Origin of the sequence: Aquirufa salirivi (assembly GCF_045310485.1) — a bacterium.
Lineage (GTDB): Bacteria > Bacteroidota > Bacteroidia > Cytophagales > Spirosomataceae > Aquirufa > Aquirufa salirivi.
The window spans coordinates 98387-119490 of sequence record NZ_JBEWZH010000008.1 but is presented as its reverse complement, the minus strand read 5'-3'; the positions used below and the strand labels follow the sequence as shown (position 1 = coordinate 119490).

Below are 21104 nucleotides of genomic sequence, written 5' to 3'. Positions count from 1 at the left end.
ATTCAAATGCTTAATCTAATTTAAATACGACCCGTACTTCTGTTTCAACAGTAATCTTCTCAAATTCAATGTCAATAGGTGCCAGACTATCACTTTCTAAGGGGTTTTTGGAAGCTTTCATTTGTATGCCTAGCATACGGTTATTGTATGGACTCATGACATTGGAATTGTCGGAAATATATAGGGCCTTACCAAATGATTGATTCAGCGGTTTTGTCATAGCCTGCGCTTGCATGCTGGCCTTTTTGATGGCTCTACTTTTCAATGTTAAAAGTAATGATTCCATGTTAGCATATTCGGTTTTTTCTACGCTGATATTGGAAATGTTTATTTGTTCCAAACCCACCATCACTTTACCAGCCATGGGCGCGCTATATACTAATAGGGTATAATTTTTACTTTTTTGGATCTCTTGTTGTTTTAAAAAATATTTTTCAAAATTGCTTGATAAGTCTTTTAAAACCAGTTGCTTATCGGTGGATATGCCCAAGGATTTTAATTTATTATTCATATTATTTTCCAATTCCTCCAGTGATACTTTACCCTTCGTATCTTTTTCTGAAATGGTGATGTTCAGGTAAATTCTGTCTGGACTAACAAGCGTATCTACTTTGGCAGTAGTCTCTATATGGGCTTGATCAATGAAGTTTTTCGTTTGCGACATGCCCAAAAAAGGGATGAAAGGAAGCAAAAATAAGGGAAGTTTTTCCATGTGTATAAGATGTAATTAGGCGCTGGATAAATGATTGAAAGATTCCTGTTTTTGACCGAGTGATATGTATTTATATCCTATGTCATAGAGCCAGGAAGGGAAAACTTTAACTCCTTTATTTGGAAAATATTGCTTCTCCGAATGTTAATAAATTATGATCTGGGTCAAGCAATGAAAATTCTCTTTGCCCCCAAGGTTTTGTTTCTAAAGGGCCATTGGGATGAATCTTCACTTGTTTGTCTAGAAGGGATTGATAAAAATCAGCTATACCTTGGGTTCTAATGTATACCTGTCCATCATTTTCATGTGGCTTCAAGTCCTTGAACTCAAAAAAATGGATTTGAATGCGATCTTTTTGTATCATCAAATAGCCCTCATAATCTGTTTGACCCACTTCTTGAAATCCTAGTTGGAGAATGTAATAGTCCCTTGTAGCTGTTTTATTTCGCATGGGTAATTTTGGATGGATGTCGATGAGCATAAGAAATGTATTTATTTCAAAAGGTAGTTTTTTTTGCTAGAAAACCATGAACCATTCATCAAAATGGGGATGTATGATGAGAGGATTTTATGCAAAAAGTTGGGTTTGTTCTCCCACATTTTTGACCTTTTGCGCCTGCATGTTTGCACTGTCAAAAGGCTTAAAAAAGGATTTAATCTCTTCACTCGACATGGGAGCTAACCAATTCCTTTCTTGATCAGCAGAAAGAATGAGTGGCATTCGCTTTTTGGTATTATGTATGGTCTCCATGAGCTCATTGGCTGGAGTAGTAATGATGGAAAAGGAGGGTTCAAGAATTCTTGTTTTAGGATTCTGCCAAATGGCATAAATGCCGGCCAAGGCGAAAGGACCATTTTGTTGAAGATGTATGTGGTATTCGATTTTTTCTTTACCCACATGTTGCCATTCATAAAAGCCATCTACCAATACAAGGCAGCGTTGTTTTACGATGGAAGGCTCAAACGAGGCTTTTTCAAAAATGCTTTCTGATTTAGCGTTTAGGGTATTTTTGGGTAAATCTTGGGCTTGTTCTTCACTGGCCCAGGCGGGAATCAGGCCCCATGGAATTAATTGGATGAGTTCTGGTTTAGCTTGCGTGATGATCGGTAATGCAGCTCGTGTAAAACCAGATATTTTACCCTTTTTAGCCATGGATTCATCGTATTTCGCTTGTGCTTTAAACCTGTTTTCCAAGGCTTTATTGGAGCTGGTTTGGTCGGTGTAGTAACACATGGAAATTATAGATTATAATTTATAAATTATTTTGATTTCGTAATCAGTACGATCGAGATGATTAAGAACTCGTTGCTGATTGCAATTTAATTTGTCCTCCTAAATTTATCATCTATAATTTATCATTCATAATTTAAAAAAGGACAATTCCTTTTTTAAAACATTCTCTTTTTTTTCTCGTTATTTGTAAAAAGAATATTTATGAAATCTCTATTTATTTCTTGTATCGTTTTTTTATGTTTTCAAGCTTGTGGTCAAAGACCCAAGGATGCTGCTCAAGCAAATATACCTATGAAAGATTTACCTAAGTCAGAGGCTGAATGGAAGGCCAAATTAACTCCAGATGAGTATTATATTTTGCGTCAAAAAGGGACAGAAAGACCTTTTACGGGAAAATTTGTGATGCACAGCGAAAAAGGAGTATATACTTGTAGAGGCTGTGGCGCTCATTTGTTTTCATCCAATTCAAAATTCGATGCGCATTGTGGATGGCCTAGTTTTGATAAAGAAATTAAGGCAGGTGTGATCAAAGAAACCGTCGATAATACCTTAGGTATGCGCCGCATTGAAATTACCTGTGGAAAATGTGGAGGTCATTTAGGCCACGTTTTCGACGATGGTCCCACAGAAACAGGTCTGCGTTATTGCGTCAATTCCGTTTCTTTGAGCTTTGAAGCAAGCAAATAAAGAATTATAAATTATGGATTATAAATTATAGATTATTGATGTTATTTGTTTAGAATTGGACATAACCGACTACTCATTTATGATCCATGATTTATAATTCATAATTTATAATCTATAATTTGTTTAGCTCTGCTCTTCCAATCAAACCTACATTTTTCCAGCTTAGTTTGCCGTCATGGTAAAGTTCCAAATAGGGAATAGCTTCAATATTTTTAGCCTTAGCCAATTCAGGATTCGCATCAACGTCAATTTTAATCAATTCAACGGCACCTTTTTGATCTTTTACATAAGCTTCTAAGATCGGGCTTAATGTTTTGCAAGGACCACACCAAGTGGCATTATAATCAATAATGACCTTTTTCTTGCCCTTTATTTGGGTTTCAAATGTAGCCAAGGTCATGCCAGCATGTTGGCTAGTAGCTCCCTCTTCCGTTGATAATAGTAAGTTGGCTGCATTCCAAGCTAAGATTCCTCCGCCTAAATTATAGACTTCTTTGAAGCCCATGGCAACGAGTTGCTGGGCTGCTTGAGAGGATCTCCCTCCCGACAAACAATAGACAAATACCGCTTTGTTTTTATCCAATGCCTCAGCTGCTTGTTGGAATGCTTCTGAACTGATATCCGCTGAAATAGCCCCAGCTAGATGTCCTCCCGTAAATTCATCAGGAGTTCTGACATCCAAAACTTGACTGCTTGCATTCGTTTGTATCGACTGCTGGAATTCAGTAGCACTCAAATCTTGTAATCCATTCTCAGCAGGCTTGGAGCAAGAAGAGATTGTCAGTGCGATCAGTAAAGAGAAGAGAAAAGCTTTCATATTTAATGTAGAATGAAGAATGAAGAATGTAGAATGGAAAATGTAGAATGAAGAATTTTTGTCTTTCTATTTGGTCACTTGAAATATAAAAATAACGAGCTATTTTTCATTCTACATTCTTCATTCTACATTGACTTTGCTATACTGCTGAATAATTCCCACCAAGGTATGAGCAGGAATAACACCCGATTGTCGCCAGACGGATTTACCATTTTTGAATAAAATCATGGTAGGTACAGAGCGAATCTGAAATTTTTCAGCCGTTTTACGGTTTTTGTCCACATCGACTTTGATGATTTTCGCGGTATCTCCAATTTTGGCTTTTACCTGTTCCAAAATGGGCTTCAATTGCTTACAAGGGCCGCACCACTCTGCCGAAAAGTCGACGAGAACGGGCTGTTCTGATTTCAATAATTCTGAAAAATTGCTCATAATATTGGATTTTTATAAAGAATAAACTATACTAAAGACATCCAAGTTCCACCGTTGTGAACTTGTTGAAATCCATGCGATTTTAACAATCTTTTAGCAGCGCCACTACGCATACCGGAGGCACAACAGGTGATGATTACATCCTCTTTTTTCAATTTACTCACGTTGCTAGCCAAGGTTTGTAAAGGTAGATTTATGGAACCTTTGACATGCCCTTGTTTGTATTCTGAGGGTGTACGAACATCAATAACTTTTGCTCCAGCTTGTATAAGCGCTTTCACGTCTACGCTAGGACCAATGCCCAATAAATTTTTAATAAATTCAAACATATTTTTGATTTTTATAGTACAAAGGTAGTATTGATTTATCTCTGAAGGCGTGACAATTGTCTCCCAATTTCAGATTAAATGATGGATTTTGTTGCCACTAAATCAATCAAAAAAGCCTTTCCTTGATGTAATGGTCCTTCATTTAAAACGTATTCTTTTTCCTTTACATAGTCGATCTGTAATCCTTTGAAATCCTGGGTTAGTTCATCTTTGTTAAACAGCATGTCAAGTTCCTTAGGTCCGCCTGAATCTCGTCCCAACTGGTCTTTATGAAATCCTTCCAGGATAATTTTACCTCCTGGTTTTAACCATTTGATGCATTGTTGATGAAATTTACGTCTTTCTTCGGGCATTTGGTGGAAAAAGATCAAAGCGATGGCATCAAAGGATTCAAATGGAAAGCGCACACTGCCTGCTTCGATGCATTCATAGTGCAAATTGACGGATCTTTCTCCTGCTAGTTTATTGGCTTTTCCTTGAGCTGTGTCACTGCTATCAAAAGCATAGACTTCCCAAGCAGCTTGTGCTGCAAAAATAGCGTCCCTACCTTCACCAGCTGCTGGAACCAGGAGTCTACCAACTGCCAATTTGCTTAATGTCTTTTTAAAGAAATCATTGGGCTCTGTACCGTATTGATATTCTTTTGAATCATATCGAGTATTCCAATTTGCTTTCATGTATAGATTGCGTACTTTGGGAAAAATTTTGAAAATGAAAAAAATACTTTTTACTTCTGTCTTTGCGCTACTATTGAGCTTTCATGCCTTAGCGCAGTCGCCTGCACATAAAATTGTGATTCAGGTGAATACTTCTGATACCACGGCATGGCATGGTGTGGTTCGTAATATCGGTAATCTTCAATCTGCCCTAGGGCCAAATACTTCCATTGAAGTGGTAGCGCATGGATCAGGTATAGGTTTATTAATTGATTCAAAAACAACTCAAAAGGCTAAAATCGCTGAATTAGCGGCTAAAGGGGTTTCTTTTGTGGCTTGTGAAAATACCATTCGTATGAATAAAATTGATAAAGCTACTTTATTACCGCAATCGGGCTTTGTACCTTCTGGAGTTGCAGAAGTTGTTTTAAAGCAAGAAGCGGGTTGGTCTTATTTAAAGCCATAGTCCTAACATTTTTGGTAGAGCTGGGGGCAACAACATGCTTCCAGCTTTTTTACATTTTACCAGGTAAAATCTCATTCCAATACAACCAAGGCAATATTTTGGTTTTTAATTGGTACATAGACCACCGTTCTTGGGATTGGTCAAAAGGAAAAGTTTCCGTCGGTACGTTATCATAATCAAACTCCGCTAAAATTAATTTACCATATCCTGTCACAATGGGGCAGGATGAATAGCCGTTGTATGATGCCTGCATTGTTTCACCTTTCAACAGCGATAATAAGTTGGCCACCAAGACAGGCGCTTGCTTACGTATAGCCGCTCCCGTTCTAGAGACGGGTAAGCCAGCCACGTCGCCACATGAAAATACATTGGGGAAACGCACATGTTGTAAGCTATGTTTATCCACTTCTACCCAGCCTGTTGCATTGGCTAAACTACTTTTTTGAATAAAATCAGGGGCTGTTTGGGGAGGAGTAACATGGATCATGTCATATTCTACCCAATATTCTTGGCCTTTATTGGCTTCTCCTATTCCCATGAATTTAGCTTTTTTGGCAGGACCATCAATTTCCACCAATTGGACAAAAAACTGGGTTTGGATGCCATAGCGATGTATAACTTGTTTTAATGTTTTTTCATATTTCTCCACACCAAATACCCGAGTTCCTCCACTCCAAAATTGAACATCGGCAGCTTTGTGATGTTTTTTGAAATAATCAGCGGAGAGGTACATGGCCTTTTGAGGAGCACCTCCACATTTAACAGGCGTAGGAGGATTGGTAAAAATAGCTTTTCCTCCTTGAGGTAGCGCTTGTACACATTCCCAAGTATAGGGTGCTGTTTCAAAACTGTAATTGGAACAAACCCCATTTTTCCCTAAGCTTTCTTGGAGACCTTTGATAGCAGACCAATTCAATTGGATACCTGGACTTACCACGAGGTAATCATAATAGATGGATTCCCCAATGCTCAGTTCTAATTTATTTTTGTCGGCTTGCACTTCTGCCACCATGGCTTTTATCCATCGAACTTTATCGGGCATAACCGAAGCTTCATCTCGAACGGTTTTTTGTATATCAAAAACACCTCCACCTACCAGAGTCCACGCAGGTTGATAGTAATGTTTGTCGGCAGCATCTACTATGGCAATATCCAAAGAGGGATTTTTGCGTAATAGCTGATTCGCAACAGAAATTCCGGCATTTCCTCCACCGATGATGATGATTTGATGATGAATTCTCATGTGGTTTTTGTTTTAATTATATGTAATATTATAGCATTCAAGTTTAGTATATCGTGATATTTGTCACTACAATAGGTAAATAGAGCGACTAATTTTGAATGATTTACCAGCATTATTAGATATGAAACCTCAATCCCCTAAGCGTACCTTTGATAGTTTTATTCGATTATTGTATGGCCTAGTCGTCCTGTTGCTTGGACTGATGGCATATTTGTTTTTTGGACAGATTTATTCGCCCAAAAATGCCGAAGCCCAAGTTGATTCGTCAGCCGTTTATATACAGCCAGATTCCAATTTTACGCATGTTTGGACGGCACCGTCCGACTGGCGCATGATGTATTTGAGTTCTGATCAAAAGGAATTAGTCTTGTATGGGCGAGAATTGATCGCGCATACATCGGATTATTTGGGGCCCAATGGCTCAGTTAAGGCTATGTCAAATGGCATGAATTGCCAAAATTGTCATGTAAAGGCGGGTTCTCAGCCTTGGGGCAATAATTATTTTGCGGTAGAATCCACCTATCCTAAGTTTAGAGCACGTTCGGGAACCGTAGAAAATCAAGTTAAAAGGGTCAATGATTGTTTTGAAAGGAGTTTGAATGGAGAGAAGCTGGACTCTACGAGCAAGGAAATGCGGGCCATATTGGCCTATATCGCATGGCTAGGAAAGGATGTGGCCAAGGATGTGAAGCCCAAGGGTTCTGGGATATTTAAATTGAAATACTTGAAATGTGCCAGTGATCCAGGCAAAGGAAAATTGGTCTATGATACCCAATGTCAGTCTTGTCATCAGCCTACTGGGGAAGGGGTCTTGGCGGAAGGAGGGAAGTCTTATACCTATCCTCCGCTTTGGGGAATACATAGTTATAACCAAGGAGCTGGTTTATTCCGCATTTCCAATTTGGCGGGTTTTGTGAAATACAATATGCCTTTGGGAGCTACTTATGAAAACGCACAATTGACAGATGAGGAAGCCTGGGATGTAGCCGCCTATATTAATTCTATGCCTAGACCGAGTATGGATTTAAGTAAGGATTGGCCTAAGATTGCCAAAAAGCCTTTTGATCATCCTTTTGGGCCTTATGCCGATAATTTTTCGGAAGCTAGACATAAGTATGGACCTTATAAAAAGTGATTAGTTATCTGGTTTTAGATGTTAGTGATTAGGGTTTAGTGGGAATTAGAATGTAAAATGAAGAATGTAGAATGGAAAAATGTAGCCTTGAATTAATGTTATTGGGTATTAAGGGGATTATAGCGTACACCGATATTGCAGCGTTAATACCAAGCTAATGACGCTTACAAAAGTTAATTTTTGCATAATGGGTAGTATGTCAAATGCCCCTGCGCCGTAGAGGAATAAGGTAGTATAGAAAATGAGTAAACAAATGACGCACAGGAGTTTTAAAAAGTGCTGCTTTGTTTTAAAGATAAATACGGTGATGTAGAAGAGACAAACTAGAAATAGTGTGCTGGATAAAACCACCATGAGATCATGGTAAGATGTTACAATTAAGAAGGTGAATAACATTCCTAAAGCGCCTAGGTATCGGACTACCAATCCTGATCCTTTATGGGGTATTTTGACGGAGAATTGAACAAAGAATACTGTCAAACTAAGTGATAGAAAGATCATACCTAAATAAGCCCAATAACGAGCAGGATTATCTTGGCCATTGATGGCTTTTTCTCCAAAGAGATTGGAAATGAAATTCTGGGTCCAATCAAAACCAACCGAATTTTTGTCGGCCATAGCCCCCCCCGGATAAAATAGGGTTGCCATGATTAACAAGATGCTCGCAACGATGAGGCCTATTAGAACGACGTGTTTATTTAGCATGTAGTAGTAGTAATGATTGAAACCCTTACAAATTACTGTATTTTTTGAAGTTTTCTGCTTGTTCAAATATCTCTACATATACTTCATCTCTTTCTACAAGTGGATAACCCAATTCATCTAATAAGAGAATAAGTCCAACTTTTAAAGCTGATTTAATGTCGTCGCGCTTATTCCAATCTGGGAATTTAGCTTGACCGTCAACTAAATCTTTCACTGCTTTTGATAATAGAATCAATTTGTCTTCAGGATATTTGAAATCTTTATACAAAGTTCTTTTAAAATATCGTAAAATACTTTTTCTAATTTTCCTTCAGTGAATTTCATTTATAATGACAAATGATTAATGTTGTCCATTTTGAAATTTAAAATTTATTTTGTGAGAGTTAAAAAAGCAACACCAATGATCATTGCAATTCCAAAACTTAGCAAGGTTCCAATTAATATATATTCAGTCAATTTTCGATCACCAGCCTTTGTTAAATCTCCAAATCTAAAGACTGATTTTGCAGCCAAAAGAAAGCCAATTGCATCCCATTGGTCTAACAAAATAAATGCAAAAACAAACAAGCGCTCTAACATTCCTATATAGCGTCCAGCATCTTTCAAAGAACTATCTTTTTCACTTATTTTTTCTAAATCTTTATCCCAAATACTAAAAACAACTTTTAACACGATAGAAGTAACCGAGGTTAAAAGAATGATAGCAAGTACCAAAAGTAAATTTCGTTCTGTTACATAAGTTTGAATTTCAAAATGAGTACTCCAATCTTGAGAGACCCAATACAAGAGTATAATATGTACGCTTTGATCTAAAAAAAATAATAGCCGATGGTTCTTTATGGGTTTCATTAGTTTGATACCATCAACGATCAAATGCGTTATACTTAAGAAAACGATGGCTGGGATATATACATATTCAAATCCTACTACCATAAACATCAACATGGTATGTAAACATACATGTAAATACAAGTATGGAGATTTAAATAGGTGTTCTTCTTTGTGTTTCACCCATTGATTGGATTGAAGAACAAAATCACCGATAAAATGTGCTAACATCAATTTTATGAATAGCATAATTTCTCAATTTCATTTTTATAATAGGTAACCGTATGTAAAATTTCTTCATAGCCAGCTTTTTTAAGACTATAGCTAATATTACTTTGTTTTTTATTTAGTGCTTTAGCGATGTCAATTTGCTTTGTTTCAGGATTTTCCCATTGCTGTTTAAAAATTTCTGCCATGGCAGGCTTCCAATCATTCATCGTTAGCGTGGCTAAATCAAGCATTATGGTAATGACTTTATTCAATTCTTCCCAAGGTGTTTTTATGGCTAAGGTGTTTTTCCCCAGTGCATCGAATACTTCCCCGGAATGAATAAAAGCCAAACCATTTGATTCAGAAACCTTCTCCGAACGGTAAGTGATGGTTCCAATACCTATCGCTATTCTAATGTCTAAGTTTGGAACCTGCTTAAGCGTTGATTTTAATAAGATAGCCCAATCTAATGCTTGTATGGGAGTACTAATCAACTGAATACTGTCTCCTCTATACAATTCCCAGGTTGTGTATTCCTCCCCAAGCGTGTTTAATACATTTTTCAGGGTGGGCAACCATATATCTGGAGATACACCCCTTGAATTGATTATATCAGCTGTTATTACTGCTTCCATTTTTCATTTTTTATGGAAATATATGCTTTTTATCATATAAAAGAAAATATATGCTTTTTATCATATAAAATAGATTATATGCTTTTTGACATATAAGTAACATGGCTATGGTCTGAGTGCCAAGATTGTTTGTATTCGATGTTCTGAGATTCACTCATACTCTAAAATTTTATCACCAAGATTGCAAAATCTTAACAGGTAATTTTTATTTCATCGATGTAAAATACTATAATTGAGGTGATTACAAGTATATGTTGTTTTCCAAATGTCCAGTTTATTAGTAAAAAACTGGACAATTTTGAAAATTGTTAAATTCTTTGGTGCAGAAAACTTCGCAGATAGATTATTAAACATTGACACAGTTCGTTGAGCATTCCCGCAAAAAGAGTTATTAGGGTTTAGGGATTAGATGGGGAGAATGTAGAATGAAAAATGTAGAATTTATGGGGACGAGAATTACGTCGTGCAGCCCTGCGAAAGGTGATGAACGCAGCGATAGACGAGGTTTTGACCTCAGCATAGGCGATGTGCGTCGGCGTCAAAAATATAGGCGATAGCGAAGTGAATCACGGTTCCGCAAAGCGGAATTCGCCTTGGCTGAACGACAAAAAAAGAAGTTTTTTTGTTTCTTTTTTTTCAAAAAAAGAAAATCCATGTGAATTTATGAAACGAAAAAGTGCTTGATTTTAAATGACAAGTATGATATATTTTTTGAATTCATCACTTTTTCTGGAGCTTAACTTTCTGTGGCATTTCTTTTTTTTCATAAAAAAAGAAACAAAAAAACAGAAGAAAGACGGTTAATCCTAAGACGAATTCTGCTGCGCAGAACCGATTGTCTCTCCGCTTATGGCTTTAATATTTGACGCTTTCGCTCATGCCCTATGCGCAAGGTCAAATATCCGCCTGTCGCTTCGCTCAAGCTGCGTTCCAATCTTTCGTTGGGATTAACCTTTTAGTTATTAGGTTTTAGGTATTCGAATTTAGAATTTTAGATAGAAAATACCTTCGTACAGCACGAGCGAAAGGTGATGAACGAAACGGTAATTTTAGTGATTAGGGTTTAGAGGGAATTTAGAATGTAAAATGAAGAATGTAGAATGGAAAAATGTAGGCTTGAATTAATGTAATTAAGTATTAAGGGGATTAAAGCGTACATCGATATTGCAGCGTTAATACTAAGCTAATGACGCTTACAAAAGTTAATTTCTGCATGATGGGTAGTATGTCAAATGCCCCTGCGCCGTAGAGGAATAAGGTAGTATAGAAAATGAGTAAACAAATGACGCACAGGAGTTTTAAAAAGTGCTGCTTTGTTTTAAAGATAAATACGGTGATGTAGAAGAGACAAACTAGAAATAGTGTGCTGGATAAAACCACCATGAGATCATGGTAAGATGTTACAATTAAGAAGGTGAATAACATTCCTAAAGCGCCTAGGTATCGGACTACCAATCCTGATCCTTTATGGGGTATTTTGACGGAGAATTGAACAAAGAATACTGTCAAACTAAGTGATAGAAAGATCATACCTAAATAAGCCCAATAACGAGCAGGATTATCTTGGCCATTGATGGCTTTTTCCCCAAAGAGATTGGAAATGAAATTCTGGGTCCAATCAAAACCAACCGAATTTTTGTCGGCCATAGACCCCCCCGGATAAAATTGGGTTGCCATGATTAACAAGACGGTGGCAGCAATAATGCCTACTAAAAAGCTGTGTTTTTTTAGCATATGAGATAAGTATTAATTTCATTTTGAGAATTTAACTACAATAGGATTCATAATATCTTCTGTTTCAATAACCCAATGTCCTTCAAATTGCAATTTTATCAAATTCAATTTATTTGAAAAGGAAGATTTTTTCTCTTTTGATGATTTGAAAACTGTAGAAATGAATTTTTCGGTAGCCTTTATAAGTATTTCATTGGCAATTTTGTTAAAATCGCTAATAAGAGAAATTAAATCAAATTCTTGAAAATTCCCTAGAGAATCTAACGTCTTAATAATTCCACTTTCTAAACTATGTTGAGCGATTTGATGAGAGGTTATTATGCCATTGGAGATGAAATCTAAAGTGTGAGCTCCAGCAATATGTCTAATTTGGAGTATTTTAGTTTGGTTTAATATGATTTTAAATTCTTTTTTTTCTTTAATATTTACTAATTCTAAAAATTCAATAACAGCTGATTTTTGAAGATAAATTGAATTTAAAATTCCATAAAGTCTTAAGTACATTTCTCCATTATCTTTAAATTTGGTCGGTCCAGTTATACCGTATTTTTCGAAATTTTCTTTTGCATCTTCTGTATCACCTAATAGGTCTAATAAACTGCATATTTGATTCCAGTCATTTGATTTTTTAAATTTCAAAGCCTTTACAATATACTCATGGAAAGGTCTTTTAATGTCCTTAAGGGCGAATCCATTAATGACATCTCTAATGAGTTGTTCACACTGAGTAATAATTGATACTTTTTTCATTACTTGTTTTTAATATGAAGGTAGACAAATATCACTTTTCAAAATAAAACTGAATAAAGGTGATTTGTAAATTAATAATTAGAATGAGTACAAACAGTATTTAACATTGAAAATTTGATTTCGTATTTATATCAAGTAAGCATTAACAGATACAATCAGCTATTTACTTATTTCTAAGAAAAAATGTTTTATAAGATATTGATTAGATACTATTTTAGTGAAATACCACAAAAAAACCACCACCTCTCGGTGATGGTCTTCGTATCATCTTACATATATTGGGTATTAATGCGGTAGTTTATCACGGAAATATCCGTAGGTCCAGGTACCTGCTATGGCGCTTAAGATCACGACAGCGATGGACAATACTCCCGTGCCCAATTGAGCAAAGAGTGGTCCTGGGCAGGCTCCAGTAATCGCCCAGCCAAAGCCGAACATCAAGCCTCCGTAAATCTGACCTTTGTTGAATTTCTTATCCGCAAAAGTGATCTCTTCCCCGTGAATGGTTTTGACTTTCCATTTTTTGATCAAAAATACCGAAATAGCTCCCACGACTACTGCTGTACCTATCACGCCATACATGTGAAAACTTTGTAAACGGAACATTTCCTGTATTCTGAACCAAGAAATGATCTCTGCTTTGACGAATACCACGCCAAAAACCAAACCTACAGCCAAGTACTTGAAGTTATACCACCATGGGTGCTTTAATTCCGATTCATTGATACACATAGTATCCAATGATCTTGCTTCATAATCGGCCGGATTGCTATGTACGATTGTCTTATTTTCCATGTTGTTTAAAGGCTAAGGATGTAAGGTAAAATGAAATTGGCCATGATAAATCCTCCGACCATAAAACAGATAGTAGCTACCAAAGAAGGCCATTGCAAATTGCTCAAACCCATGATGGCATGTCCAGAAGTACATCCACCTGCATATCGCGTACCGAAACCTACTAAGAATCCTCCGCCGATCATCATGATCAATCCTTTGGCTGAAAACAAGGCTTCAAAAGAGAAAAGCTGAACGGGAACTAAGCCAGAAAAATCAGTGATGCCATAGGCCGCTAATTCCTGAGCTAAATCGGGATGAATTTGGATAGGTTCATTGGAACCTAGGTACTGGGCGGATAAAAATCCACCCAATAAAATTCCTCCTACAAAGAATAAATTCCAGGATTCTTTCTTCCAGTCATACTTGAAAAAGGGGATGTTACTTGGAAAACAAGCCGCGCAAATATGTCTTAAATTAGACGATATGCCAAAATGCTTATTGCCCAATAGCAATAAAGCAGGTACTATAAAACCGATTAAGGCCCCCGCCACGTACCATGGCCAAGGTTGTGAAATTGTTTCTATCATTGTTTTAGTATGGTAAGCTTTTTTTAGTTATTAGTGATTAGGAACGTTCTTGAAATATTGGAACAGTAAAGCTTTGACTTTAATTAATATCTAAACCCTAAACCCTAATCCCTAATAACTAAACCCTAATCACTATTTACTGTTTTTTTATTATTGAAAAATCCACTAAAAATATAACCCAGAAAAGCAAAATACAAGGTACTATTCAGTGGCTTGGAAGTGAGTGGGCAAGTGCCCGTACTACATCCAATTTGTTGCCAATAAAAATAGCCCGCAATTCCACCCAAAAAGGTGCCAATCAGTGCTAATTTATGGTTTTGAATGAACTTCTTCATATTCCGGTTCTTCTATGTTTTTGGAGGATGATTTCTTCGTACTCGTTGGGATGCCGCATCCCTGTGCTCCACAGCCAATATTAAACAAAGCTTGGATCAATAAAATTCCAGCTAAAAGTCCTAAAAAAACTTCCTGCGTTTTAATGGCCTCATATAGCGCATAGCCGCCCATTAATAGGCGAGCTAAGCGCATTAGATCCCATGGTTGTCTGAGTGTGTTCCACATTAGATTAGTTGTTTGCATAGACCAACATATCCTGCAAAGCACCACCATTGTAAACCTCTTGATAGCCCATTTGCTTTAACATGGTTTGGGCTAGGCCAGAGCGATTACCACTGCGACAATACACAATGATGGGGCCGTCCATCGTTTTGAATTTATCCAATTGGTTGGGAATGGTTCCCAAGGGGATGTTGATGGCTCCATCGTAGTGGCCTTGCATGAATTCTCCGACTTCTCGCACATCCACAATACTGGTTTTCTTATTATTAATTAATTCTTGTAGATTCATGATTACAATAAAGTTGATGGACAAACATAGTCCGTGATGTGAAATTTCTCTGATTCTTTGATGGCTTTGAAACCTCCATTGACATCAATTAAGTTATGGTATCCACGGGCTCTCAATGTTGAGTTGAAAATCATGGAACGGTAACCTCCTGCACAGTGTACAAAATAGGTTTTGTTCTTGTCGATCTTCAACATGCTGTCGTTGATGAAGTCCAATGGTGCATTTTCTGCTTCTTTTACGTGCTCACTCAAATATTCGGAATGCTTACGCACGTCCAAAATTTCACCTTCTCCTGCTTCAATTCGCTGCGCTACTTCTTCGGCTGAGATGGATTCAATGCTGTCCACTTCTTTTCCAGCAGCTTTCCACGCGTCAAATCCTCCTTTTAAAAATCCGATAGTAAAATCGTAACCCACACGGGCTAAACGTGTAATCACTTCTTCTTCACGTCCTTCATCGGTGAGTAACAAGATTTCTTGTTTGATGTCTGGAATCATGGCACCCACCCAAGGAGCAAAGGATCCGTCAATGCCAATGTTGATGGAATTAGGTACAAATCCTTTCGTGAATGTCTGAGGGTCACGGGTATCTAAAACCAAGGCACCTGTTTCATTGGCAGCCACTTCAAAGGCTTCTGGTGATAGGGCATGCTGGCCTCTTTCCAATACTTTATCAATGCTATCGTATCCTTGAATGTTCATCAAAACGTTTAAAGGGAAGTAGGAAGGAGGAGCGACCAAACCGGTTAATACTTCTTTTTTGAATTCTTCTTTGGTCAAATTCAGATTCAAAGCATAATTGGTTTTCTTCTGATTGCCCAAAGTATCCGTGGTTTCCTTACTCATGTTCTTTCCACATGCTGAACCTGCTCCATGTGCTGGATAAACGATGATATCATCTGCTAATGGCATGATTTTATTACGTAGGGAATCAAACAAATGACCCGCCAATATATCCTCCGTTAAATCTGCCTTTACTTTTTGAGCCAAATCCGGACGACCAACATCTCCGATGAATAAAGTGTCTCCTGAGAATAAACTGGTTTCTTTTCCATGCTCATCGATCAACAAAAAACAAGTACTTTCCATGGTATGACCCGGTGTATGAATCACACGAATCGTGGCATTGCCTAAAGGGAATTCTTGTCCGTCTGTTGCAGATATACAATCAAAGGCACAAGCAGCATTGGGTCCATAAACGATCGGTGCACCTGTTTTAGCGGATAAATCAATGTGTCCTGAAACGAAGTCGGCATGAAAGTGTGTTTCAAACACGTACTTGATTTTGGCACCATTACGCTCTGCCTTTTGGATATAAGGTTCTACCTCACGCAATGGGTCGATGATGGCTGCTTCGCCATTGTTTTCAATGTAATAGGCACCTTGTGCTAAACATCCGGTATAAATTTGTTCTACTTTCATTTTCTTAGATAGTATGTTGTTAATGTGTTGTTTTAAGGTAGTTATTGCTTATTTTAAAGGGAATGCTAGTTGTTGAATTAAGATATAAAGGCCCATGATGAGTACAAACCAACCAAAACCTTTTTTTAATTTATCGCTATCGACCTTTTTACTGAATTTATCTCCAATAAAAATTCCACCGATGGCCAATGCTGTAATGGTTAATAATAATGTCCAATCAATGGTTTGATGACCCAGATCACCGGTGAAACCAATCAAAGATTTCATGGCGATGATGAGTAGGGAAGTTCCTACAGCTTGTTTCATCGGAAGTTTGGATAAAATAACCAAGGCCGGGATAATCAAAAATCCTCCTCCTGCACCTACTAATCCAGTTAATAAACCTACCACGGAACCCTCTAGTAAGATGATTGGGTAATTAAACGATTGTTTACTCACTTCTAGTTCCTCTGTTCCTTCTTTTCCACAATTTTCGCAGGTTCCCCGAATCATGGAGATGGAGGCGGCTACCATTAGGATGGCAAATAATACCATCATTAATATGGACTTGGTGATTACTAAATCCCCTATTTGGAATATTTCTGTGGGAATTAAAGGAACGATAAACTTACGTGTGGCATATACAGAAATGATGGATGGAATACCAAAAATGATGGCCGTTTTTAAATTGACTAAACCTTGCTGGTATTTGGGAAACGCACCCACTAAACTACTTGCTCCCACAATGAATAGGGAATAAGCTGTGGCTAAAATAGGATTGATGCCAAATAAATAAACCAATACTGGTACGGTCAAAATGGATCCACCACCACCTATGAGTCCCAGAGAGATTCCTATCAGTAATGAGGCAAAGTATCCAATAATTTCCATGACGTGTTTTTCTTTTTTGTTGATACAAATGTCAAGCAATATTTTGGCCTAATTCGTGATTTTTATCACAAGAGGGAAAAATAGTTTGTAGGGTTTTTTATTAGTGGGGTAATGTCTTGTCCTTAACTAGGTTGACAATTGAGCTTATTAAAAACTCATTTTAAATATTATAAAATCTGCACCAAAACCTCCTTTTTTTGTCGTTCAGCCAAGGCGAATTCCGCTTTGCGGAACCGTGATTCACTTCGCTATCGCCTATATTTTTGACGCCGACGCACATCACCTATGCTGAGGTCAAAACCTCGTCTACCGCTGCGTTCATCACATTTCGCAGGGCTGTACGACGGTATGTTTTATCAAAAATTCTACATTTCACATTCTACATTGAACGGTTAATCCCAACGAAAGATTGGAACGTAGCTTGAGCGAAGCGGCAGGCGGATATTTGACCCAGCGCATAGGCCATGTGCTAAAGCGTCAAATATTAAAGCCGTAAGCGGAGAGAAAATCGGTTCTGCGTAGCAGAATTCGTCTTAGGATTAACCGCCTTTCTTCTGTTTTTTTTGTTTCTTTTTTTATGAAAAAAAAGAAATGCCTTAGAGTTCTATGCTTAATCATTTCTTATTATGAAACATGACCCTTCAGCTAACCTCTCAATGTAGAATGTAAAATGAAGAATATAGAATTCAAAAATTGATAAAACGGTCAACGTCATTCAGGCATTCACAATTTATAATTCATCATTTATAAATTATAATTTACAATGAAGTTTACCTGGCTCATATTCACTTTATTGATGATGAACTTATCGGCCAGAATTCCGTTTTCCATTCCGTTTTTGTATACATAGATAAGAGAAAAGCTCGATCCTTTCCATTTTCCTTTAGGCTCAAAAGTTACTTCTATATTACTTTGTGAATAAGATGGCATGGCATATTTATTTAAGGCAAATTCATTTACTTGAGGTAGGAGAAAATAACCATGAGCTACTTGGGTTTTTACTGGGATTTTTTTCCATTGATAGGCGATTTTGGCCACATAAGCTTGTACATCACCAAATCCTTCATTTCTTTCTCTAGGCATAAACGTATAGAAAGGATCTTTTCCCCATTCTCTGGGCATTAAATAGCGGCCTTCTCCCGTTATTCGATTGAAATTGATGGAGCTCTTCCACTGTTTATTTTCCCAGCCTAATTTAGCGCCAAAAGTTCTGGACATGGCCCCTGTGCTCATGTAAGTTTTAGAAGGTTCGGAATTGCCTCCATGTTGGAGGGCATGTTGTTCGATGTATTGAACTCCTGCAATCCACTGACTTTTTTGATTTGTGGGCCATTGTGCATCCGCTTGTAGCATGCCAGTGTACATGACCTGGTCAACATACATATTCCAAACTTGAATACTCCATGGTTTCCATTGCTTTAGGGTGATTCCTATCATTCCGATGCCTAGTGATTTAATGTTACCCAAATAATTTGATTTAGACCCGTCTGGATTCAGACCCTGTGGATAAATTCCCATGGATTCACCAATGTCAAACCATTGTGTCGTACTTCGGGGTGAAATGGCCTTAATATAGCCTCCTTCTATTTTAGTTTGGGGGATGTTGTTCCAATCAACCCAAATTCCAGCGATTGCTGTTGGCCTCAATCTTCCATCTTGTGGATTGATGAATGGAGTATTAATGACTTGACGCCCCATTTTGATGCTTGATTTTTGAATGGAATAGGCTATATATAATTTTTCTAATCGACTTAATATACTCATGGATTGAGGTTGAATTAAATCAAATAACCCCATTTCATACCGGTTGAGTATCGGAAATTTGGCGTCAGGGACAAAAGAGCTAGCATTGATATTGTACATCCACTGACCACTGATACCTAGGCTAATATGTTTCCAAGGAGCACTTTCATAGGAAAGACCTAATCCTATTCCATGTGCGTAGGCATCGTAAGCCTCACCCACATTATCGGTATTCATGTAAAAATAACGAAGGTTAGGACGTATTTTCCCATTTGTCAAGGTATTCCAAATCGAACTAGAATCTGAAGTACTGGCGGGCGTAGAATTTGCTTGAGCAATACGTAAAACAAATAATGAACAGACTAGAATCAAGTAATGGATGGTTTTTGCAGACATTTTTGTTTATTTAAAACACAAATTTCCTGCATTTCCGTGGCTTTGGGCGTGATAAGCATCACAGGAGGGGGGGGGTAGTTATTAGGGTTTAGGGTTTATGTATTATAGTTATTAGGGTTTAGTTATAAGTATTGTTGTTAAGCATTGAATACCTCTTGCCAAATTCTAATCCCTAATAACTAAAACCTAATAATTAATTATATTTTCAAATGTAAAATCTCCACTTCGTTCTTATGCAATTTGACATGGCCTTTTTCGGCAAGTTTTTTCATTAAGCGGGAAATGACTTCCCGGGAAGAATTGAGTTCTAATGCGATATCCGTAAATGAAGTTTTGATGAAATTGCTTTTTAGACTCTTCTGGTGCTGTTTCAAATACCAAAGTAAGCGTTCATCCAAATTTCGGAAGGCAATGTGATCTAGGGTATCTAACAGTTCTTCAAAACGAGCACGATAGGTTTCTAAAACAAATTGGTACCATGAACGGTATTTGAGGGCCCATTCGTCCATTAATTCAATAGGAATAGCCAAAACCTCCGTGTCCACCAAGGCTTTGGCCATGATTTGACTGGAAAGTTGACGAGCAGCACAAGTCATAGAAATAGCACAAGCTTCTCCAGGGTGAAGATTGTACATGAAAACTTCATTGCCATCTTCGTCTTCTCGAAATACTTTGACAACGCCATCCAATACCAAAACAGCTGATCGAATTTGTTGACCCGTTTGCATCAAATAATCCTCCGCTTTAAATTTGCGAACTAATCCTACCTGCTGTACTTTTTTTAATAATTCAGGCTCAAATTGTTGGAATAATCTCTGAGTATTGCTAGCTGTTGCCATAATATTAAGAAAGCGAGATGATAGCTTGTTGACGATTACTTTCATAGGCTGCATCTACGATGCGCATACTACGAATTCCATCTTCAACAGATACGGCAGGTTTTTCGTTCCCTAAAAGGGTTTGATATACATTTTCAAAGAAAGCCATGTAATTGCCCGTTTCTGATGGAATAGCACGTGGTTTATCTTCTCCGTCTATCCAAATTTGACCAAAATCCTGTTCGGAATCTTGTCCCCAATTGGGAGAATTTGGAAGTATAGCTAACTGTAAATCAGCTTCTTGTCGATCTGAACGATTCTTTAAAAAACTACCTTGTTTACCGTGCAATTGAAAAGAAGGAATAGGCATTTTGACAAAATATCCTGCCTTCAAACGAACACGTAAATCTGGGTAATACAGTAGAATTTCAAAGTAATCATCTACTTGCGTGTTTTTTCTCGTTTTACGTAAATCCGCAAATACACGCTCTGGCATACCAAATAAGGAAATGGCTTGGTCTATGATGTGTGGACCTAAATCGGTAACGACGCCAACACCTACACCTGCAATTTCTTTGTGTGCCTTGTAAGAAAGATTTCCGTCGAAACGATCATAATGGAATTCTGCTTCGACTAATTCGCCCAAAACACCAGATTCTTTTACTTTTTTTACGGTCAGAAAATCAGAATCCCAGCGACGGTTTTGAAAGACAAATAATTGCTTGCCAGCTTTTTCCATAGCCGTTTTTAATAGAATGGCTTCTTCTGCGGTGCGGGTAAAGCACTTTTCTACTAAAACATGTTTTCCAGCTTCCAAACACTTTAATGTATAGTCAAAGTGCGTAGCAATGGGGGTATTGACTACCACTAATTGGATTTGAACATTGGCTAAGACTTCTTCGAGAGAATCATAACTAACCAATGCTGGATACCTCAATTGAATGTTTTTTTGAGATCTTTCCCAGCATCCTACTAAATGAAATCCAGGATGAGTTGCTAAGAAAGGGGCATGAAAAACACGACCAGACATTCCGTAAGAAAGTATGGCCGTGTGAAATATGTTCGATTGCAT

General features: G+C 37.5%; 27 protein-coding genes. 3 read left to right on the top strand and 24 right to left on the bottom strand.

Annotated elements, in window-relative coordinates; genetic code table 11:
* Positions 1–10 precede the first annotated feature (10 nt).
* From U0R11_RS11470 to U0R11_RS11460, 3 genes are all read right to left on the bottom strand, one after another.
* Positions 11–712: an SIMPL domain-containing protein gene (locus tag U0R11_RS11470; RefSeq protein WP_406751818.1), complete on the bottom strand. Its 702-nt coding sequence runs from the start codon at positions 710–712 to the stop codon at positions 11–13.
* Between the two features lie 115 nt (positions 713–827).
* Positions 828–1193 carry a bleomycin resistance protein gene (locus tag U0R11_RS11465; protein WP_406751817.1) on the bottom strand — a complete coding sequence of 122 codons (366 nt, stop codon included), beginning with the start codon at positions 1191–1193 and terminating at the stop codon, positions 828–830.
* Between the two features lie 87 nt (positions 1194–1280).
* Positions 1281–1946 carry an SOS response-associated peptidase gene (locus U0R11_RS11460; RefSeq protein ID WP_406751816.1) on the bottom strand — a complete coding sequence of 222 codons (666 nt, stop codon included), beginning with the start codon at positions 1944–1946 and terminating at the stop codon, positions 1281–1283.
* 201 nt (positions 1947–2147) lie between these two features.
* On the opposite strand from U0R11_RS11460, the gene msrB reads away from it, so the two are divergent.
* Positions 2148–2633 (top strand): peptide-methionine (R)-S-oxide reductase MsrB, encoded by a 486-nt coding sequence (gene msrB, locus U0R11_RS11455; RefSeq protein WP_406751815.1) that lies wholly within the window; start codon positions 2148–2150, stop codon positions 2631–2633.
* 112 nt (positions 2634–2745) lie between these two features.
* Here the strand turns inward: msrB and U0R11_RS11450 are convergent, their stop codons facing one another.
* The 4 genes from U0R11_RS11450 to U0R11_RS11435 all read right to left on the bottom strand — a co-directional run bounded on the left by U0R11_RS11450 (position 2746) and on the right by U0R11_RS11435 (position 4888).
* On the bottom strand, positions 2746–3450 hold the full coding sequence (locus tag U0R11_RS11450) for a thioredoxin domain-containing protein (RefSeq protein ID WP_406751814.1): 705 nt from the start codon (positions 3448–3450) through the stop codon (positions 2746–2748).
* Positions 3451–3570: 120 nt separating this feature from the next.
* Positions 3571–3882, bottom strand: a complete 312-nt coding sequence (gene trxA / locus U0R11_RS11445) for a thioredoxin (RefSeq protein ID WP_406751813.1) — start codon at positions 3880–3882, stop codon at positions 3571–3573.
* Between the two features lie 26 nt (positions 3883–3908).
* Complete coding sequence (locus U0R11_RS11440) at positions 3909–4211, bottom strand: rhodanese-like domain-containing protein (RefSeq protein ID WP_406751812.1); 303 nt, start codon at positions 4209–4211, stop codon at positions 3909–3911.
* Positions 4212–4285: 74 nt separating this feature from the next.
* Positions 4286–4888, bottom strand: coding sequence for a class I SAM-dependent methyltransferase (locus U0R11_RS11435; RefSeq protein WP_406751810.1), 603 nt, complete (start codon positions 4886–4888; stop codon positions 4286–4288).
* 34 nt (positions 4889–4922) lie between these two features.
* On the opposite strand from U0R11_RS11435, the gene U0R11_RS11430 reads away from it, so the two are divergent.
* Positions 4923–5333, top strand: a complete 411-nt coding sequence (locus U0R11_RS11430; RefSeq protein ID WP_406751809.1) for a DsrE family protein — start codon at positions 4923–4925, stop codon at positions 5331–5333.
* A gap of 49 nt (positions 5334–5382) precedes the next feature.
* On the opposite strand, the gene U0R11_RS11425 is transcribed toward U0R11_RS11430, so the two are convergent.
* Positions 5383–6576, bottom strand: a complete 1194-nt coding sequence (locus U0R11_RS11425) for an NAD(P)/FAD-dependent oxidoreductase (RefSeq protein ID WP_406751808.1) — start codon at positions 6574–6576, stop codon at positions 5383–5385.
* Positions 6577–6697: 121 nt separating this feature from the next.
* Here U0R11_RS11425 and U0R11_RS11420 point away from each other — a divergent pair, with 121 nt between their 5' ends.
* Positions 6698–7711 carry a c-type cytochrome gene (locus U0R11_RS11420; RefSeq protein ID WP_406751807.1) on the top strand — a complete coding sequence of 338 codons (1014 nt, stop codon included), beginning with the start codon at positions 6698–6700 and terminating at the stop codon, positions 7709–7711.
* A 117-nt stretch (positions 7712–7828) separates the two neighbouring features.
* Here U0R11_RS11420 and U0R11_RS11415 read toward each other — a convergent pair whose 3' ends face one another.
* The 16 genes from U0R11_RS11415 to U0R11_RS11340 form a co-directional block, all read right to left on the bottom strand.
* On the bottom strand, positions 7829–8416 hold the full coding sequence (locus U0R11_RS11415; RefSeq protein ID WP_406751806.1) for a hypothetical protein: 588 nt from the start codon (positions 8414–8416) through the stop codon (positions 7829–7831).
* A 25-nt stretch (positions 8417–8441) separates the two neighbouring features.
* Positions 8442–8684 (bottom strand): type I restriction enzyme endonuclease domain-containing protein, encoded by a 243-nt coding sequence (locus U0R11_RS11410; RefSeq protein WP_406751805.1) that lies wholly within the window; start codon positions 8682–8684, stop codon positions 8442–8444.
* Between the two features lie 101 nt (positions 8685–8785).
* Positions 8786–9475 (bottom strand): DUF3307 domain-containing protein, encoded by a 690-nt coding sequence (locus U0R11_RS11405; protein ID WP_406751804.1) that lies wholly within the window; start codon positions 9473–9475, stop codon positions 8786–8788.
* Positions 9476–9480: 5 nt separating this feature from the next.
* Entirely contained in the window at positions 9481–10089 is a 609-nt protein-coding gene (locus U0R11_RS11400) for a transcriptional regulator (RefSeq protein ID WP_406751803.1), read from the bottom strand.
* 1146 nt (positions 10090–11235) lie between these two features.
* Positions 11236–11823 (bottom strand): hypothetical protein, encoded by a 588-nt coding sequence (locus U0R11_RS11395; protein WP_406751802.1) that lies wholly within the window; start codon positions 11821–11823, stop codon positions 11236–11238.
* Between the two features lie 18 nt (positions 11824–11841).
* The gene (locus U0R11_RS11390; protein WP_406751801.1) at positions 11842–12573 is read right to left on the bottom strand and encodes a hypothetical protein; all 732 of its coding nucleotides are present in this window, start codon (positions 12571–12573) and stop codon (positions 11842–11844) included.
* Positions 12574–12858: 285 nt separating this feature from the next.
* Positions 12859–13305, bottom strand: coding sequence for a DUF6691 family protein (locus tag U0R11_RS11385; RefSeq protein WP_406751869.1), 447 nt, complete (start codon positions 13303–13305; stop codon positions 12859–12861).
* 68 nt (positions 13306–13373) lie between these two features.
* Complete coding sequence (locus U0R11_RS11380) at positions 13374–13937, bottom strand: YeeE/YedE family protein (protein ID WP_406751800.1); 564 nt, start codon at positions 13935–13937, stop codon at positions 13374–13376.
* A 125-nt stretch (positions 13938–14062) separates the two neighbouring features.
* Complete coding sequence (locus tag U0R11_RS11375) at positions 14063–14272, bottom strand: DUF6132 family protein (protein WP_166375677.1); 210 nt, start codon at positions 14270–14272, stop codon at positions 14063–14065.
* Positions 14247–14498, bottom strand: coding sequence for a hypothetical protein (locus U0R11_RS11370; RefSeq protein ID WP_406751799.1), 252 nt, complete (start codon positions 14496–14498; stop codon positions 14247–14249). The genes U0R11_RS11375 and U0R11_RS11370 overlap by 26 nt, the downstream gene beginning before the upstream one ends.
* 4 nt (positions 14499–14502) lie before the next feature.
* Positions 14503–14784, bottom strand: coding sequence for a rhodanese-like domain-containing protein (locus tag U0R11_RS11365; protein WP_406751798.1), 282 nt, complete (start codon positions 14782–14784; stop codon positions 14503–14505).
* Positions 14785–14786: 2 nt separating this feature from the next.
* Positions 14787–16205, bottom strand: a complete 1419-nt coding sequence (locus U0R11_RS11360; protein ID WP_406751797.1) for an MBL fold metallo-hydrolase — start codon at positions 16203–16205, stop codon at positions 14787–14789.
* A gap of 48 nt (positions 16206–16253) precedes the next feature.
* Complete coding sequence (locus U0R11_RS11355) at positions 16254–17075, bottom strand: sulfite exporter TauE/SafE family protein (RefSeq protein WP_406751796.1); 822 nt, start codon at positions 17073–17075, stop codon at positions 16254–16256.
* Between the two features lie 744 nt (positions 17076–17819).
* Positions 17820–19214, bottom strand: a complete 1395-nt coding sequence (locus U0R11_RS11350; protein WP_406751795.1) for an OprD family outer membrane porin — start codon at positions 19212–19214, stop codon at positions 17820–17822.
* A 197-nt stretch (positions 19215–19411) separates the two neighbouring features.
* Positions 19412–20053 (bottom strand): Crp/Fnr family transcriptional regulator, encoded by a 642-nt coding sequence (locus U0R11_RS11345; protein ID WP_406751794.1) that lies wholly within the window; start codon positions 20051–20053, stop codon positions 19412–19414.
* Positions 20054–20057: 4 nt separating this feature from the next.
* Positions 20058–21104 carry a Gfo/Idh/MocA family oxidoreductase gene (locus tag U0R11_RS11340; protein WP_406751793.1) on the bottom strand — a complete coding sequence of 349 codons (1047 nt, stop codon included), beginning with the start codon at positions 21102–21104 and terminating at the stop codon, positions 20058–20060.